The organism is Streptomyces sp. NPDC051822 (assembly GCF_044452745.1).
Classification (GTDB): domain Bacteria; phylum Actinomycetota; class Actinomycetes; order Streptomycetales; family Streptomycetaceae; genus Streptomyces.
In genome coordinates this window covers 232,047-246,532 of sequence record NZ_JBITBZ010000004.1, presented here as the reverse complement: position 1 = coordinate 246,532, position 14,486 = coordinate 232,047, and the positions used below count along the sequence as shown (strand labels likewise).

At 74.3% G+C, this 14,486-nt stretch carries 11 protein-coding genes; 10 read left to right on the top strand and 1 reads right to left on the bottom strand.

Annotated features, from left to right (window positions below):
- Positions 1–95 precede the first annotated feature (95 nt).
- Entirely contained in the window at positions 96–581 is a 486-nt protein-coding gene (locus ACIA8N_RS16015) for a DUF6099 family protein (RefSeq protein WP_365787247.1), read from the top strand.
- 80 nt (positions 582–661) lie between these two features.
- On the opposite strand, the gene ACIA8N_RS16010 is transcribed toward ACIA8N_RS16015, so the two are convergent.
- Complete coding sequence (locus ACIA8N_RS16010) at positions 662–874, bottom strand: hypothetical protein (protein ID WP_365787249.1); 213 nt, start codon at positions 872–874, stop codon at positions 662–664.
- A gap of 269 nt (positions 875–1,143) precedes the next feature.
- Between ACIA8N_RS16010 and ACIA8N_RS16005 the strand changes: the two genes are divergently transcribed.
- The 9 genes from ACIA8N_RS16005 to ACIA8N_RS15965 all read left to right on the top strand — a co-directional run bounded on the left by ACIA8N_RS16005 (position 1,144) and on the right by ACIA8N_RS15965 (position 14,465).
- The gene (locus tag ACIA8N_RS16005) at positions 1,144–2,067 is read left to right on the top strand and encodes an LLM class F420-dependent oxidoreductase (RefSeq protein ID WP_365787251.1); all 924 of its coding nucleotides are present in this window, start codon (positions 1,144–1,146) and stop codon (positions 2,065–2,067) included.
- Positions 2,068–2,080: 13 nt separating this feature from the next.
- Positions 2,081–3,031: a homocysteine S-methyltransferase gene (gene mmuM / locus ACIA8N_RS16000; RefSeq protein ID WP_365787253.1), complete on the top strand. Its 951-nt coding sequence runs from the start codon at positions 2,081–2,083 to the stop codon at positions 3,029–3,031.
- 18 nt (positions 3,032–3,049) lie between these two features.
- Positions 3,050–4,252: a bifunctional glutamate N-acetyltransferase/amino-acid acetyltransferase ArgJ gene (gene argJ, locus ACIA8N_RS15995; protein ID WP_365787255.1), complete on the top strand. Its 1,203-nt coding sequence runs from the start codon at positions 3,050–3,052 to the stop codon at positions 4,250–4,252.
- Between the two features lie 67 nt (positions 4,253–4,319).
- Complete coding sequence (locus tag ACIA8N_RS15990; protein ID WP_365787257.1) at positions 4,320–5,786, top strand: 3' terminal RNA ribose 2'-O-methyltransferase Hen1; 1,467 nt, start codon at positions 4,320–4,322, stop codon at positions 5,784–5,786.
- Complete coding sequence (locus ACIA8N_RS15985) at positions 5,783–8,311, top strand: polynucleotide kinase-phosphatase (protein ID WP_365787259.1); 2,529 nt, start codon at positions 5,783–5,785, stop codon at positions 8,309–8,311. The genes ACIA8N_RS15990 and ACIA8N_RS15985 overlap by 4 nt, the downstream gene beginning before the upstream one ends.
- A 259-nt stretch (positions 8,312–8,570) precedes the next feature.
- Positions 8,571–9,296: a Crp/Fnr family transcriptional regulator gene (locus tag ACIA8N_RS15980; protein ID WP_365787261.1), complete on the top strand. Its 726-nt coding sequence runs from the start codon at positions 8,571–8,573 to the stop codon at positions 9,294–9,296.
- A 92-nt stretch (positions 9,297–9,388) separates the two neighbouring features.
- Positions 9,389–10,318, top strand: a complete 930-nt coding sequence (locus ACIA8N_RS15975) for a hypothetical protein (RefSeq protein WP_399416492.1) — start codon at positions 9,389–9,391, stop codon at positions 10,316–10,318.
- A complete protein-coding gene (locus ACIA8N_RS15970) occupies positions 10,315–12,081 on the top strand; it encodes a Pycsar system effector family protein (RefSeq protein ID WP_365780555.1) in 1,767 nt (588 codons plus the stop codon). Before ACIA8N_RS15975 ends, ACIA8N_RS15970 begins: the two co-directional genes overlap by 4 nt.
- A gap of 8 nt (positions 12,082–12,089) precedes the next feature.
- Positions 12,090–14,465, top strand: a complete 2,376-nt coding sequence (locus ACIA8N_RS15965; RefSeq protein ID WP_365780556.1) for a vWA domain-containing protein — start codon at positions 12,090–12,092, stop codon at positions 14,463–14,465.
- Positions 14,466–14,486 lie beyond the last annotated feature (21 nt).

Sequence of the window (14,486 nt, the reverse complement as noted above, 5' to 3'; positions counted from 1 at the left end):
GATTTCCGAATTCCCCTGGTGTTGGGGCTCAGGCGGCCTCACTCTGGGTAGTGGACTGAGTGGGCAGATAAGTCGTACGAACGGGGGCGGCGTTGATGGAAGCGGAGCGGCTCATCGCGCTTGGCCGGCACGCGCTGGCGGAGAGCGGGACGGCACAGGACATCGTGGCGGAGGCCTGGCAGGCGCAGGCGCTCGCCCAGGCGATAGGGAATCATCTCGCGCTCTGCGGACCGCAGGAGCTGCGCGGCGAGGCACGTGGGCTGAGCGAGATCGGGGAGTACCAGGCGTGGGGTTCGGGCGGGCCGCGTGCGGCCCAGCTCTCCGAGGTGGTCGATGCGCAAGGGTCGTTGACCGCGTTGGGGGAGTTGCTCGGGGAGGTCGGGATCGCGCTGGTCGGAGTGGCCGTCGCCACCGACGAGGAAGGGCTGTACTGGCAGTGCATCGAGGCCATCGACGCCGCAGACGAGTCGAGCGACCGGGTGCGTGGGATGCTGCGGCGCCTGGCCGTCCGTGACGGGGAGCGGGCCCGCCCGCCCGACCCCGCCCGAGGGCGAGCGGGCCCGGGGCGGGGCCGGTGGTGAACGGCGCTGGGTGTGGGCCGGTGCCGGTCCCGCACACGGCGGAGGCCCGACTGGCGCTCGTCCGACTGGCGCTCGTCCGGCTAATGCTGCTCGGGCCGTTGGGCCTGCTCGTCGCGGTCGGTCGTGGACTGGAGGTCGGCGTCCAGCCGGGAGAGGTCGGCGTCGAGCGCCGCCATCAGCTCCTCCATCTGCTGGAGCAGGCCCTTGGGGGCACCGGCGCCCTTCTGCGCGGGCACGGACTGCGGCACCGGCTGCTCGGGCACGACCCGCTCCGGCGCGGCTTCCTGGGACATGGCGGCCTCCTGGGCCCGGACCCCGACACCGAGGACGGGGCCACGAGAGAGACGCACCGGCAGCGGCCGCCGGCGCGCGGGCCGGGCGGTCCGGCTCCGCCCGAGCCAACGACGGGTGCCGGGCCCCGGTCACTGGCCGGGGCGGACGCGGCCCGCCAGGGGGCCGGATATTCACCCGACCGAGCCGCGGCGATCAAGGAGGTGACGGAGAGGTTGACGGAGGCGCTGACGGAGAGGTTGACACGCACCCGACGGTGCAGGATGGAGGCATGGATCTTCGCATCTTCACCGAACCCCAGCAGGGGGCGGACTACGACACCCTCCTCGCGGTGGCACGCGCCACCGAGGACCTCGGATTCGACGCCTTCTTCCGCTCCGACCACTACCTCAGCATGGGCTCGGCCGACGGGCTGCCCGGGCCGACGGACGCCTGGATCACGTTGGCCGGGCTCGCCCGGGAGACCAAGCGGATCCGCCTCGGCACGCTGATGACGGCCGGTACCTTCCGGCTTCCCGGCGTCCTCGCCATCCAGGTCGCCCAGGTCGACCGCATGTCCGGCGGGCGCGTCGAGCTGGGACTCGGAGCGGGGTGGTTCGAGGAGGAGCACAAGGCCTACGGCATTCCGTTCCCCAAGGAGAAGTTCGGCCGCCTCGAGGAGCAGCTGGCGATCGTCACCGGTCTGTGGGAGACCGAGATCGGCAAGACCTTCAGCTACGACGGGGAGTTCTACCAGCTCACCGACTCTCCCGCGCTGCCCAAGCCCGCCCAGGAGAGGGTGCCGGTGCTGATCGGCGGGCACGGCGCGAGCCGCACGCCGCGTCTGGCCGCGCGGTACGCGGACGAGTTCAACCTTCCCTTCGGCTCCCTGGAGGAGAGCGAGCGGCAGTTCGGCCGGGTCCGGGCCGCGGCCGAGGCGGCGGGTCGGGCGCCCGACGACCTCGTGTACTCCAACGCGCTGGTCGTCTGCGTCGGCAAGGACGACGCCGAGGTGGCCCGCCGGGCCGCCGCCATCGGGCGCGACGTGGACGAACTGAAGGCGAACGGTCTCGCGGGCTCGCCCGCCGAGGTCGTCGAGAAGCTCGGGAGGTACGCGGCCGTCGGTTCCTCCCGGGTCTACCTCCAGGTCCTGGACCTGGACGACCTGGACCACCTGGAGCTGATCTCCGCACAGGTCCAGTCGCAGCTGGGATGAGGGGAGTGCTCCGATGAAGCCGGTCCGTACGTTCGCCGAAGCCCTCGGGGCGGGGGTGCTCGTCCTCGACGGCGGGCTGTCCAACCAGTTGGAGGCGCAGGGATGCGACCTCACGGACGCGCTCTGGTCCGCCCGGCTCCTGGCCGACGGGCCCGAGCAGATCGAGGCGGCCCACGCGGCGTACGTACGGGCCGGCGCCCGGGTGCTGATCACCTCCAGCTACCAGGCCACCTTCGAGGGCCTCGCCCGGCGGGGCGTCGGCCGCGACGAGGCGGCCGGGCTGCTCGCGCGGAGCGTGGAACTGGCCCGGACGGCGGCGGGGCGGGTCAGGGAGGAGATCTGGGTCGCCGCGTCCGTGGGGCCGTACGGCGCGATGCTCGCGGACGGGAGCGAGTACCGGGGACGGTACGGGCTTTCCGTACGGGAGCTCGAGGCGTTCCACCGGCCCCGGATCGAGGCGCTCGTGGCGGCGGAGCCGGACGTGCTCGCCCTGGAGACGGTTCCGGACGCGGTGGAGGCGGAGGCGTTGTTGCGGGCGGCCGAGGGGTGCGGGGTGCCCGTGTGGCTGTCGTACACGGTCGAGGGCGGTCGGACCCGGGCGGGGCAGGACCTGGCGGAGGCCTTCGCGGTCGCCGCCGGGAACGACCAGGTCGTCGCCGTGGGGGTCAACTGCTGCGACCCGGGCGGGGCGGGGGCCGCCGTGGAGCGCGCGGTGGTGGCGACCGGCAAGCCGGCCGTGGTCTACCCCAACAGCGGCGAACTGTGGGACGCCCGGGGGCGGGGCTGGCGCGGCGACACGGCCTTCGACCCGGCCCGCGCCGCCGCATGGGCCGCGGCCGGTGCCCGGATCGTCGGTGGCTGCTGCCGGGTGGGGCCCGCCACGATCGCGGCTCTGGCGGCGTCCCTGGCCGCCGTGGAGGAGGGGGCTGAGACGGCCCAAAGCCCATGGACAGCGGATCCTTGACATGTAAATATATGCGACATGACGCATGACCATGCATTCGAGAGTGGTGGAGACTCCAGCCCCGTGACGTGGCCGACCGGCTTCCGCGCCTACACGGGCAACGGCGGACTGCGCGCGCACGGCGACGACATCTCGGTCGTCGCGTCGGACCGGCCGGCCGTCAGCGCGGCGGTGTTCACCCAGAGCCTCTTCGCGGGTCCGGCCGTCGTCCTCAGCCGCGCGCACGCCGCGGGGCGGAACCTGCGGGCCGTGACGACACTCGCCCAGAACGCGAACGTCGCCACCGGCCGCCAGGGAGAGGAGAACGCCGCCGAGGTCGTCCGCCGCGTCGCCGGGATCCTGGGCATCCCCGAGGGCGAGGTGCTCATCGGCTCCACCGGCGTCATCGGACGCCCGCTGCCGATGGACACCATCCGCGCGCACTTCGACGAGGCAGCCGGCAGCGGCCTCGCGGCGTTCGTGGCGGGGCCGCTGGACGTGGCGCGCGCGATGATGACCACCGACACCCGCCCGAAGACCGCCGTACGGACCGTCGGGCAGGCCCGCGTCGTGGGCGTCGCCAAGGGGGTCGGCATGCTGGAGCCGAACATGGCCACGATGCTGGCCTACCTGTTCACCGACGCGGACGTGACCGCGGCCGACCTGGACAGCGCCTTGCGGGCGGCGGTGGACCGCACGTTCAACTGCCTGAGCGTCGACACCGACACCTCCACCTCCGACACGGTGGCGGTCATCGCCAACGGCGCCGCCGGACCGGTCGACCCGACCGAGTTCGCCGAAGCCCTCGCCGACCTCTGCCTGGACCTCACCCTGCAGCTGGCCGGTGACGGCGAGGGCGCCACCAAGCTCCTGCGCGTCACGGTCGCCCAGGCCGGTGACCACGGACAGGCCAAGCGCATCGCCAAGAGCGTGGTGAACTCCCCGCTGGTCAAGACCGCCGTCCACGGCGCCGATCCCAACTGGGGCCGTGTGCTGATGGCCGTCGGCAAGAACACCGACGACACCGACATCGCGCCGGACAAGGTGACCGTCCGGTTCGGTGACGTCGAGGTGTACCCGGAAGAGCCCGGGGCCGGCACCCTGGACGCACTCGCCGCCCTCATGCGCCGGGACGAGGTCGACATCGTCGTCACGCTCGGCACAGGGGAGGCCGAGGCCACGGTCTACGGCTGCGACCTGTCCGCCGGCTACGTCCGCGTCAACGCGGACTACACGACCTGACCGGGCCCGCCCCCGCCGCCCGAAAATGCCTGGTGGGGGCGGGGATAGGGGCACCATACTCGGACGGGTGTTCCTGACGATCAGTACGACCGGCAACCAGGAGCGTCCCGCGACCGATCTCGGCTTCCTGCTGCACAAGCATCCCGAGCGGGCGCAGACGTTCTCGACTTCCCACGGCACGGCGCACGTCCTCTACCCCGAGGCGAGCGCCGAGCGGTGCACGGCGGCACTTCTCCTGGAGGTGGACCCCGTGGCGCTGGTGCGCCGCGGCAAGGGCAAGGGCCGGGGCGGCGCCCCGGACTCCGCGCTCGCGCAGTACGTGAACGACCGGCCCTACGCGGCGTCCTCGCTGCTCGCCGTCGCGCTCGCCAAGGTCTTCAAGACGGCGCTGCACGGGGTGTGCCAGGCGATGCCCGAGCGGGCCGCCGCGCCGCTGCCGCTGCGCGTCGAGGTCCCCGCGCTGCCCGCGAGGGGCGGCGCGGACCTGGTGCGCGCCCTGTTCGGCCCGCTGGGCTGGGACACGGTGGACGTCGAGCCGGTGGCCCTGGACGCGGAGTTCCCCGCGTGGGGCGACTCCCGCTACGTACGGCTGGTCCTGGAGGGCGAGCTGCGGCTCGCGGACGCCCTCAACCACCTGTACGTCCTGCTGCCGGTCCTCGACGACGCCAAGCACTACTGGGTCGCGCCCGACGAGGTCGACAAGCTGCTGCGCGCCGGTGACGGCTGGCTCGCCGGCCACCCCGAGCGGAAGCTGATCACGGCACGCTACCTCTCCCGCCGCTGGGGCCTGGCCCGCGAGGCGACGGAGCGGCTCGAACTGGTGCGGCTCGCCGAGGCCGAGGGCCTGGACGTCGACGACGTCGACAACGCCGTCGACGAGTCGACCGACACCGAGGAGCGGCCGGTGCCGCTCGCCGAACAGCGGCGGGAGGCGATCCTCGCCGCCCTGGCCACGGCGGAGGCGAGCCGGGTCCTCGACCTGGGCTGCGGCCAGGGCCAGCTGGTGCAGGCCCTGCTCAAGGACGTGCGCTTCACGGAGGTCGTCGGTGTCGACGTGTCCGTCCGCGCCCTGTCCGTCGCCGCCCGCCGGCTGCGGCTCGACCGGATGGTGGAGCGGCAGGCGGCCCGCGTGAAGCTGCTGCAGGGCTCGCTCGCGTACACCGACAAGCGGCTGACCGGCTACGACGCCGCCGTGCTCAGCGAGGTGATCGAGCACCTCGACCTGCCGAGACTGCCGGCCCTCGAGTACGCGGTGTTCGGCTCGGCCCGGCCGCGCACGGTCCTCGTCACCACGCCGAACGTCGAGTACAACGTCCGCTGGGAGACGCTCCCCGCCGGACACGTCCGGCACAGCGACCACCGCTTCGAGTGGACGCGCGAGGAGTTCCGGAGCTGGGCCGTGTCGGTGGCCGAGCGGTACGGGTACGGCGTCGGGTTCACCCCCGTCGGCCCCGACGACCCCGAGGTCGGACCGCCCACCCAGATGGCCGTCTTCACCCGCACCGACGAGACCTTGAAGGAGGTCGCGGCATGACCCGTACCCTGCCCGTCACCGACCTGTCCCTCGTGGTGCTCGTCGGTGCCACCGGCTCCGGCAAGTCCACCTTCGCCCGGCGCCACTTCAAGCCGACCGAGATCGTCTCCTCCGACTTCTGCCGGGGGCTCGTCGCCGACGACGAGAACGACCAGTCCGCGAGCCGGGACGCCTTCGACGTCCTCCACTACATCGTCGGCAAGCGCCTCGCGGCCGGACGCCTCGCCGTCGTCGACGCCACCAACGTGCAGCAGGAGGCCCGGCGTCAGCTCGTCCAGCTGGCCAGGTCCCACGACGTGCTGCCCATCGCGATCGTCCTCGACCTGCCCGAGGACGTGTGCCGCAGCCGGAACGCCGCACGCCCGGACCGCGCGGACATGCCCGCGCACGTCATCCAGCGTCACCGCCGCGAGCTGCGCCGTTCGCTGAGGGGCCTGGAGCGCGAGGGGTTCCGCAAGGTGCACGTGCTGCGGTCCGTCGAGGAGGTCGAGGACGCCGAAGTCGTCCTGGAGCGCCGCTTCAACGACCTGCGTCACCTCACAGGCCCCTTCGACATCATCGGTGACATCCACGGCTGCCGCTCCGAGCTGGAGACCCTGCTCGCGAAGCTCGGCTACGTCGACGGCCACCACCCCGAGGGGCGTACGGCGGTCTTCGTCGGCGACCTCGTCGACCGGGGGCCCGACTCGCCGGGCGTCCTGCGCCGGGTGATGGCGATGGTCGCCTCGGGCGACGCGCTGTGCGTCCCCGGCAACCACGAGAACAAGCTCGGCCGCTGGCTCAAGGGCCGCAAGGTGCAGGAGACGCACGGCCTGGCCGAGACGATCGAGCAGCTGGGGCACGAGAGCGAGGAGTTCCGGGCGGAGGTCGGACGGTTCATCGAAGGACTCGTCAGCCACTACGTCCTCGACGGCGGCGACCTCGTCGTCTGCCACGCGGGACTGCCGGAGAAGTACCACGGCCGGACCTCCGGGCGGGTGCGCTCGCACGCGCTCTACGGGGACACCACCGGCGAGACCGACGAGTTCGGGCTGCCGGTGCGCTACCCGTGGGCCGAGGAGTACCGGGGGCGGGCCACCGTCGTGTACGGGCACACCCCCGTGCCGAACACGTCCTGGATCAACAACACCATCTGTCTCGACACCGGAGCCGTCTTCGGCGGGAAGATGACCGCGCTGCGCTGGCCGGAGCGCGAACTCGTCGACGTACCGGCCGAGCGCGTCTGGTACGAGCCCGCCCGCCCGCTCGCGACCGAGGCGCCCGGCGGGCACCAGGGACGTCCCCTGGACCTGGCCGACGTGCACGGCCGGCGGATCGTGGAGACCCGGCAGCACGGCAACGTCGCCGTGCGGGAGGAGAACGCGGCGGCGGCTCTCGAAGTGATGAGCCGGTTCGCGGTCGACCCCCGGCTGCTCACCTACCTGCCGCCGACGATGGCGCCGACCGCCACATCGAAGGAGGAGGGCTACCTGGAGCACCCGGCCGAGGCCTTCGCCCAGTACCGGGCGGACGGGGTCGAGCGGGTGGTGTGCGAGGAGAAGCACATGGGCTCCCGGGCCGTTGCCCTGGTCTGCCGGGACGCCGGGGCCGCACGCGAGCACTTCGGTGTCGACGGGGTGACCGGTGCGCTGCACACCCGCACAGGGCGGCCCTTCTTCGACGATCCGGCCGTCACCGAGGAGGTCCTCGGCCGGCTGCGGACCGCGATCGGGGCCGCCGGGCTCTGGGACGAGTTCGGCGCGGACTGGCTGCTGCTCGACGGCGAGCTGATGCCGTGGTCGCTCAAGTCGGCGGGACTGCTCCGCCACCAGTACGCGGCGGTCGGCGCGGCCTCCGGGGCCGTCTTCCCCGGCGCCGTCTCCGCCCTCGAACGGGCGGTGGCGCGCGGGGTCGACGGGATCGACGGGCTGCTCGCCAAGCAGCGGGAGCGGGCGGCGGACGCTGCCGCTTTCACCGAGGCGTACCGCAGGTACTGCTGGCCGACCGAGGGCCTGGAGGGCGTACGGTTCGCCCCCTTCCAGCTGCTCGCGGCGACCGGACGCTCGCTCGCCGCCGTACCCCACGACGAGCAGCTGGCCTGGCTCGACCGGCTCGTGGAGCACGATCCGACCGGGCTGCTCCAGGTCACCCGCCGGCTCGTCGTCGACACCGGCGACGAGGCGTCGGTCCGCGCCGGCGTCGACTGGTGGCTGGACATGACCGGCGCCGGCGGCGAGGGCATGGTCGTCAAGCCGCTGGCCGCGCTCGTCCGCGATCCCAAGGGCAGGCTCGCCCAGCCGGGCGTGAAGGTGCGCGGCCGGGAGTACCTCCGGATCATCTACGGCCCCGAGTACACCCGGCCGGAGAACCTGGAGCGGCTGCGGCAGCGGTTCCTCGGCCACAAGCGCTCGCTGGCGCTGCGCGAGTACGCGCTGGGCCTGGAGGCGCTCGACCGGCTCGCGGAAGGGGAGCCGCTCTGGCGGGTTCACGAGGCCGTCTTCGCGGTCCTGGCCCTGGAATCGGAGCCGGTGGACCCGAGGCTCTGACGCCCTGAGCCCGGCCTGGGCGACGAGATCCGACGGGGGGCGCAGGGGTGCCGGCAACGGCGCTCCCCTGCGCCCCCCGTGCCCGTTGACGCGTTTCTTCCGCACCCTCTAGCGTTCTTCACCCCGCGACGTGACAGAGCGTCAACTGCGGGACCGAGTGAGCCACATGAGGCGAGAACAGGCACACGAACGCGCCGGTCGGGCACTGGTGGGCGGTCTTTCCCGAAGGGCCCGAGGACGGTACGGGGGTGAGCGGTCGGTGAGTCTCTTCGGCCAGGACCGCTCCTTCCTCCATGCCCTCCCGGCGGCAGACCGGCGGTCCCTGCTCGCCGAGGGCGCCCGGCGCGTCTACGAACCCGGGGAGGTGATGATCCGCGAACGCGACACCAGCGCCTTCGTCCTCGCGCTGCTTTCCGGATGGGCCGTCGTCTCCGTCGGCACCGAGCGCGGTTCGCGGCTCATCCTCGCCCTCCGGGGCGCCGGCGAGGTCGTCGGCGACCTCGCCGCCGTCGACCTGCGCCCGCGCAGCGCCAGCGTCACCGCCCTCGGCACGGTCGAGGCCGTGGCCGTCTCCGGCGACCGGTTCCGGCGCTTCCTCGCCGCCCGCCCGCACGCCACCTCGCTGGTCATGCGCCAGCTCGCCACCCGGCTGCGCAGCGCCGACGTCGAACGCCGCGCACTCGCCTCCGAGACCGTCCTCCAGCGCCTCGCGGCCCGTCTCGTCGAGCTGGCCGAGCGCGCGGGACGGCAGGGCGACGCCGGGACCGTGCTCGAACTGCCGCTGCCGCAGCACGATCTGGCGGCAGCCGTCGGAGCCACCCGGGAGGCGGTCGCGAAGGCGCTGCGCCTGCTCCGGGAACAGGACGTGGTCCGCACCGCCCACCGCACCGTCGTCGTCCTCGACATGCGGGTCCTGGTGCTGCTCGCGGAGGGGCGCGCACGCCCCGGCGGAAACCCGGCGGATGAATCTCCGCCGGATGTGTAAACGGCTACATCGCCGGTCGCGGAACGCGGCCAGTCTGGACACGCACCACCACGGCACCAACGGCACCGGGGCATCACACAGGGAGTCCGAGAGTGAGCAGTGCGGGAGTGAACGGGGAAGCGGGCGGCGGGGTAGCGGGAGGCATCCACCGGTTCGTCGTCTTCGGCGACATCTGTGGCTCAGGGACCCTGGACATGGCCGAGAAGGGACTCCAGCGCGCGGCGCTGTACGCCGCGTTCGACGACGCGTACAGCTCCGTCGGCGTCGAGCCCGGCACCTTCCACCAGGAGGACCGGGGGGACGGCATCCTCGCCGCACTGCGCCCCGACGTGCCGCCGAGCCTCATGGTCGGACGGTGGATCGACACCCTGTACGAGAGCCTGCGCGCCCACAACAAGGGCAGGACCCGGCCGCTGCGGCTGCGGATCGGCATGAACGCGGGGCTCGTGGTCCAGGACCGGCACGGGCTCGTAGGGCGGGCGGTGGACCTCGCCGCCCGGCTCTGCGACAGCCCCACGGCCAAGCGGATCATGAACGAGACGCCCGGGGTCGACCTGCTGGTCGTCGTCTCCGACTGGCTGTACGCGAACGTGGTCGTCGAGGGCGGGCCGTACGTCGAGCCGACCCACTACCGCCGGGCCCGCATCCGGTCCAAGGAGACCGACGAGGCCGCCTGGTTCCACGTACCGCGCAGGCCCGCGCCGCCGCTCATCGGCCCCGAGGGGGAGCGCGCGCCGCAGGGGGAGCGTGCGGCGGAGGGAGCGCGGGCGCCGGAGGGGGAACCGGTGCCGGAGGGGGAGAGGGGGCCGGCAGCGGCGGGGGAGCGGGTGCCGGCGACGGGGGCACGGACCGGCGTTGGGCCGTCGCGGGGGGACGGCCCAACGCCCCGGACCGGGGGAGGGAACCGTACGTACCAGGTCGGCGGGGACCTGCTCGACATCCACGGCAACACCATCCACGGTGGCTTCACCGGAATCCGCAAGGGTCCGGGACCGGACGCCGGGGCGGGTGAGCCGGCGTGAGCGACGAGGACGAGTCCGCCCCGCAGAACGACGCCCCGGAGGCCGGACAGGGCAACGGCGGCCGGGCCGACGCACCGGGCGGAGGCCAGGAACGGGGCGACGAACCGGGGGGCGGCGGGCGCCAGGAACGGGAGGGCGACCGGCCGGGCGGGGCGGAGCGGACCGACGGCACCGCCGAACAGCCGCGCGAACCCAACGTCTTCGCGTCCGCCGACCTCGGGTCCCCCGGCGGCGACACCGGCGGCGCCGCCACCGCCCGCCGGGCCGTCCGCACCTGGGCCGGCGGCGGCGCCGACCGCCTCACCACCATCCACGGCGACGGCACCGTCTTCGAGGGCAACCAGATCTTCGCCCTGGGCGGCTCCGACCGCTCCCCGCACTTCGTCCAGGGCCCCGTCCCGCCCGAGACGCTCGACCACCTCGGCCGGGTGTACTGCGCGACCGCCGGGTACGGGCGGATGCGCGACCGGCTCCGCGACCACCGGGTCCTCGTCCTGTGCGGCGAACCCGGCAGCGGACGCAAGGCCACCGCACTCGCCCTGCTCGCCGAACTGACCGACGGCAAGGTCTTCCGCCTCGACCCGCGCCACGGCGTCGACGAGCTCACAGAGGAGGTCCTCCAGGAGAGCGGAGGCCACCTCCTGGAGCTGCCCGCCGAGGACGTGGGCGCCGAGGACGAGCCGCACTCCTCCCGCGCCGGGCGCGGCGAGCGCAACGCCGCCCCGCGCCGCCCCGCCACCCGCCTCTCCGAACTCCACCTGGACCGCTTCGGCGATCTGCTGCGCGGCCGGGACGCGTACGGCGTCGTCCTCGTCGAGAACGGGGAGCTCGCCGACCGGCTGCTGCGCGGGCGGTACGGGATGTACTGCGCGCCGCCGCCCGCCGACGAGGTCCTCCAGCGCCACCTCTGGCACCGGCTGCGCGCCGAGTCCGACGAGGCACTCGGCGCCGCGCGGGCGCGCGCGGCACAGCGGGACGTCGTCGACGCCCTCGGCCTGGAGGAGCTGCGGCCGCGCGAGGCCGCACGGCTCGCCGACCACCTCGCCCGGCATTGGCGGGGCGAGGTGACCGACGAGCGCCTCCTCGCCGAATGCGCCTCCTTCGTACGCTCCCAGGCCCGCGAGTGGTTCGCGGGGGCCGACCGTCCCGGCGCGCTCCCCGAGGCCCTTCCGGCACAGCTCCGACTTCGACGACTGGGACGACGAATGACCACCGTCCCGGGCCCCGCGCCGGAGCGGGTACCCGGCGCCGCCCCCGCACCCGCGCCCCGGCCCGCGCCCCGGCCCGCCCCCGTACCGCCCGAAGAGCTCAGGTTCATGGCAGAGCGGCTGCTCGCCACCGTCCGCGAGGACATCGGCCGCGCCGACACCAAGGCCGCGATCCTGCTCTCCGGCGCCCTCGCCTTCCTCGCGGTCGTCTTCTCCGGGGACGGCGCGCTGCTGTCCGCCCAGGGCGCCGGGCGGGTGTTCCTGCTGGTAGCGGGCGTGCTGTGGACGGCGGGCGTCCTGATGCTCGTCTCCGTGGTGCTGCCCCGCACCCGCGTCGGGGCCGACCGCACGATGCTGCGCGACCTCGCGGCAGGCCCTTCCGCGCCCGCGCTGCGCGGGCGGCTCTCGGCGTCCGGCGCGGACGCCACCGACTGGCTCCTCGAACAGGCCGGCGTGCACGGCCTCGTGCTCGCGGCGAAGTACCGGTGGCTGCGCCTGGGCGTGTGCTCGCTCGCGCTCGGCGCCCTCCTGGCCCTCCTCAGCGAACTGTGGTGAGAGAGAACATGCAGTGGAACGACAGGGGGAGCGCCCTGCTCCTCGCCGGGGTGCTCCTCGCGCTCTCCCCGTTCGCGGCGACCACCGCGTCGGGCGCGCCCCGTACCCCCGCCGCCCCGGCCGGGCGGGCCGCTCCCGCCGAAGGCCCGGAAGGCCCCGACCCCATCGACTTCGCCGTCGTCGTGGACCAGTCGGCGAGCCTCGCCGACAAGGACCTCGCGCGCGAGACCGAGGCGGCGGCCCTCCTCAGCCAGGGCGAGATATCGGAGCGTTCCCGGGCCACCGTGATCGGCTTCGGCAGTTCGGAGAAGCCAGGCCAGTCGCCCGTACGCGAGGTCTGCCCGCTCACCGTCGCCGACGCGGCGGGCCGCGAGCGGCTCAGCGACTGCGTCCAGGACCTCGGCCGCCGCGACCCCGCCCGTACGGGTCCCGGCACCGACTTCCCCGCGGCGATCCGGCAGGCCGTCACCCGGCTCACCGGGCCCGGCACGGACAAGGCCGGCGAGGCCGCCGCCCCCAAGGTCGTCTTCCTGCTGACCGACGGCAAGCTCGACGTCGCCGACAGCCCCGAGTACGGCACCGACCCGGACAGCCGCCAGTCCAACGGCGAGCGGCGGCTCACCGAGGAACTCGCCCGCGCCCGGGCCGCCGGCGTACAGATCTGGCCCCTCGGCTTCGGCAGCGAGATCGACCGCGCCGCCCTCACCGCCATGGCCCGCGGCGGCTACCTCGGCGGCTGCTCCGAGATCCCCGGCTCAACCCCGCGCATGCGGGTCGTCGGCACCTCCGCCGAGATCGACAAGGCCCTCCAGGAGACCTTCGCCGCCGCCCGCTGCGCCCGCATCTCCCACGGCACCGTCGGCAAGCCGCCCGCCGACCTGACCGTCGTCATCCCGCCCATCGCCACCGACGGCTCCCTCACGGTCGCCAAGCACGACCCGAAGGTGCGCGTCACGTACTTCGACCCGGCGGGCCGCGAGGTGCCCGTGCGGGGCGAGTTCGACGGCTCCGCCTTCGAGGTGAGCGGGCAGAACGGCCCGGTGGAGGCGCTGCGCGTGAAGAACCCGCTGCCGGGCCGCTGGCGGGTGCACATCGAGGCGCCGGAGGGCCACCGCGACCGCGAGGTCGCCGTCCGCGCGATCTGGCAGGGCCGACTCCGCTCCACCGTCGTCCTCGACCCGGCCTCACCGCGCGCCGGGGAGCAGGTCAAGGTCGAGGTGCGGATGCAGACCCGGCGCGGAGTCGTCGTCACCGACCCCCGCCAGCTGGCCGGTCTCTCGGTCGCCGCCGATCTGAGCGGCGACGGCTTCCGGCCCGTCAGCTTCCGGCTCGCCGACGACGGGAGGGCCCCCGACGCCAAGGCGGGCGACGTACGGTTCACCGGAACCCTGACCGTCCCCGAGGGGGCGACCGGCGACCTGGAGCTGGTCACCCGGATGGAGGCGCCCGGGATCACCTCCGACCGGCGCCCGCTGCACGCCCGTACCGCCGCCGACGCGCCGCTCGTGACCGCCGCCCTCACCGTCGACTCGGCCACCGTCCACCCCGGGGGCACCGTCCACGGCACCCTCGACGTCACCAACAACGACTCCGCGCCGCGCACCCTGCGGCTCGCCCTCGGCGACCAGAAGCCGGGCACGGAACTCGGCGTCACCCCGGCGACGGTCACGGCCCCGCCGAACCGCAGCACCCGCATCCCCTTCACCGTCACCCTCGGCGCCGGCACCGCCCTCGGCGAACTCGGCGGCCGGGTCACCGTCGTGGACACCGGCGACGGCGACCGCGTCCTGCGCGGCGCCTTCCTCGACGTCACCGTGGTGGCGCCGCCGACCTGGTGGGAGCGCTGGTGGAAGGTGGTGGCGGGCGGGGCCGCGGGCCTCCTCGTCGCCGGCGCCGTCGTCGGCGTCCGGCTCGCGGCCCGGCGCCGCCGCCGCGACCTCGTCGGCGTCACCCTCGAGCTGTGCCAGGACGGCAGGACGCTCGACTCGCTGACCGTCCGGCGGGGCCAGAGCCCCGGCGGCGCCTTCGCCTTCGCCGTCGACGAACCGTACGGGGCGCCGCCCACGCTCCGCCGGATCCCCGGCGGCTCCTCCACCGCCCATGTGCTGCGCCGCACCGGCGCGGGCGAGCTGTTCCTCCGGCCCCGGGGCGGTGCGCAGGTCCCCGTCAGGCCCGGTGAGCCGGCCGGGCTCGGTGACCACGAACTCGTCGTACGGGGCGGCCGCACGGCCCCGCGCCGCGCCCACTCCACCCCGTGGTCCCGCCGGCCCGTGAGAACCACCACGGGCGACACGGGCCGCGATTCCCCCACCCCCTCCGGTCCCCTCACCGGCACGGGCCCCGACGCCCCCGCCGGCGCCGGCGACTACGACGGCAACTTCTGAACGGGTCACCGAGGAGAACGA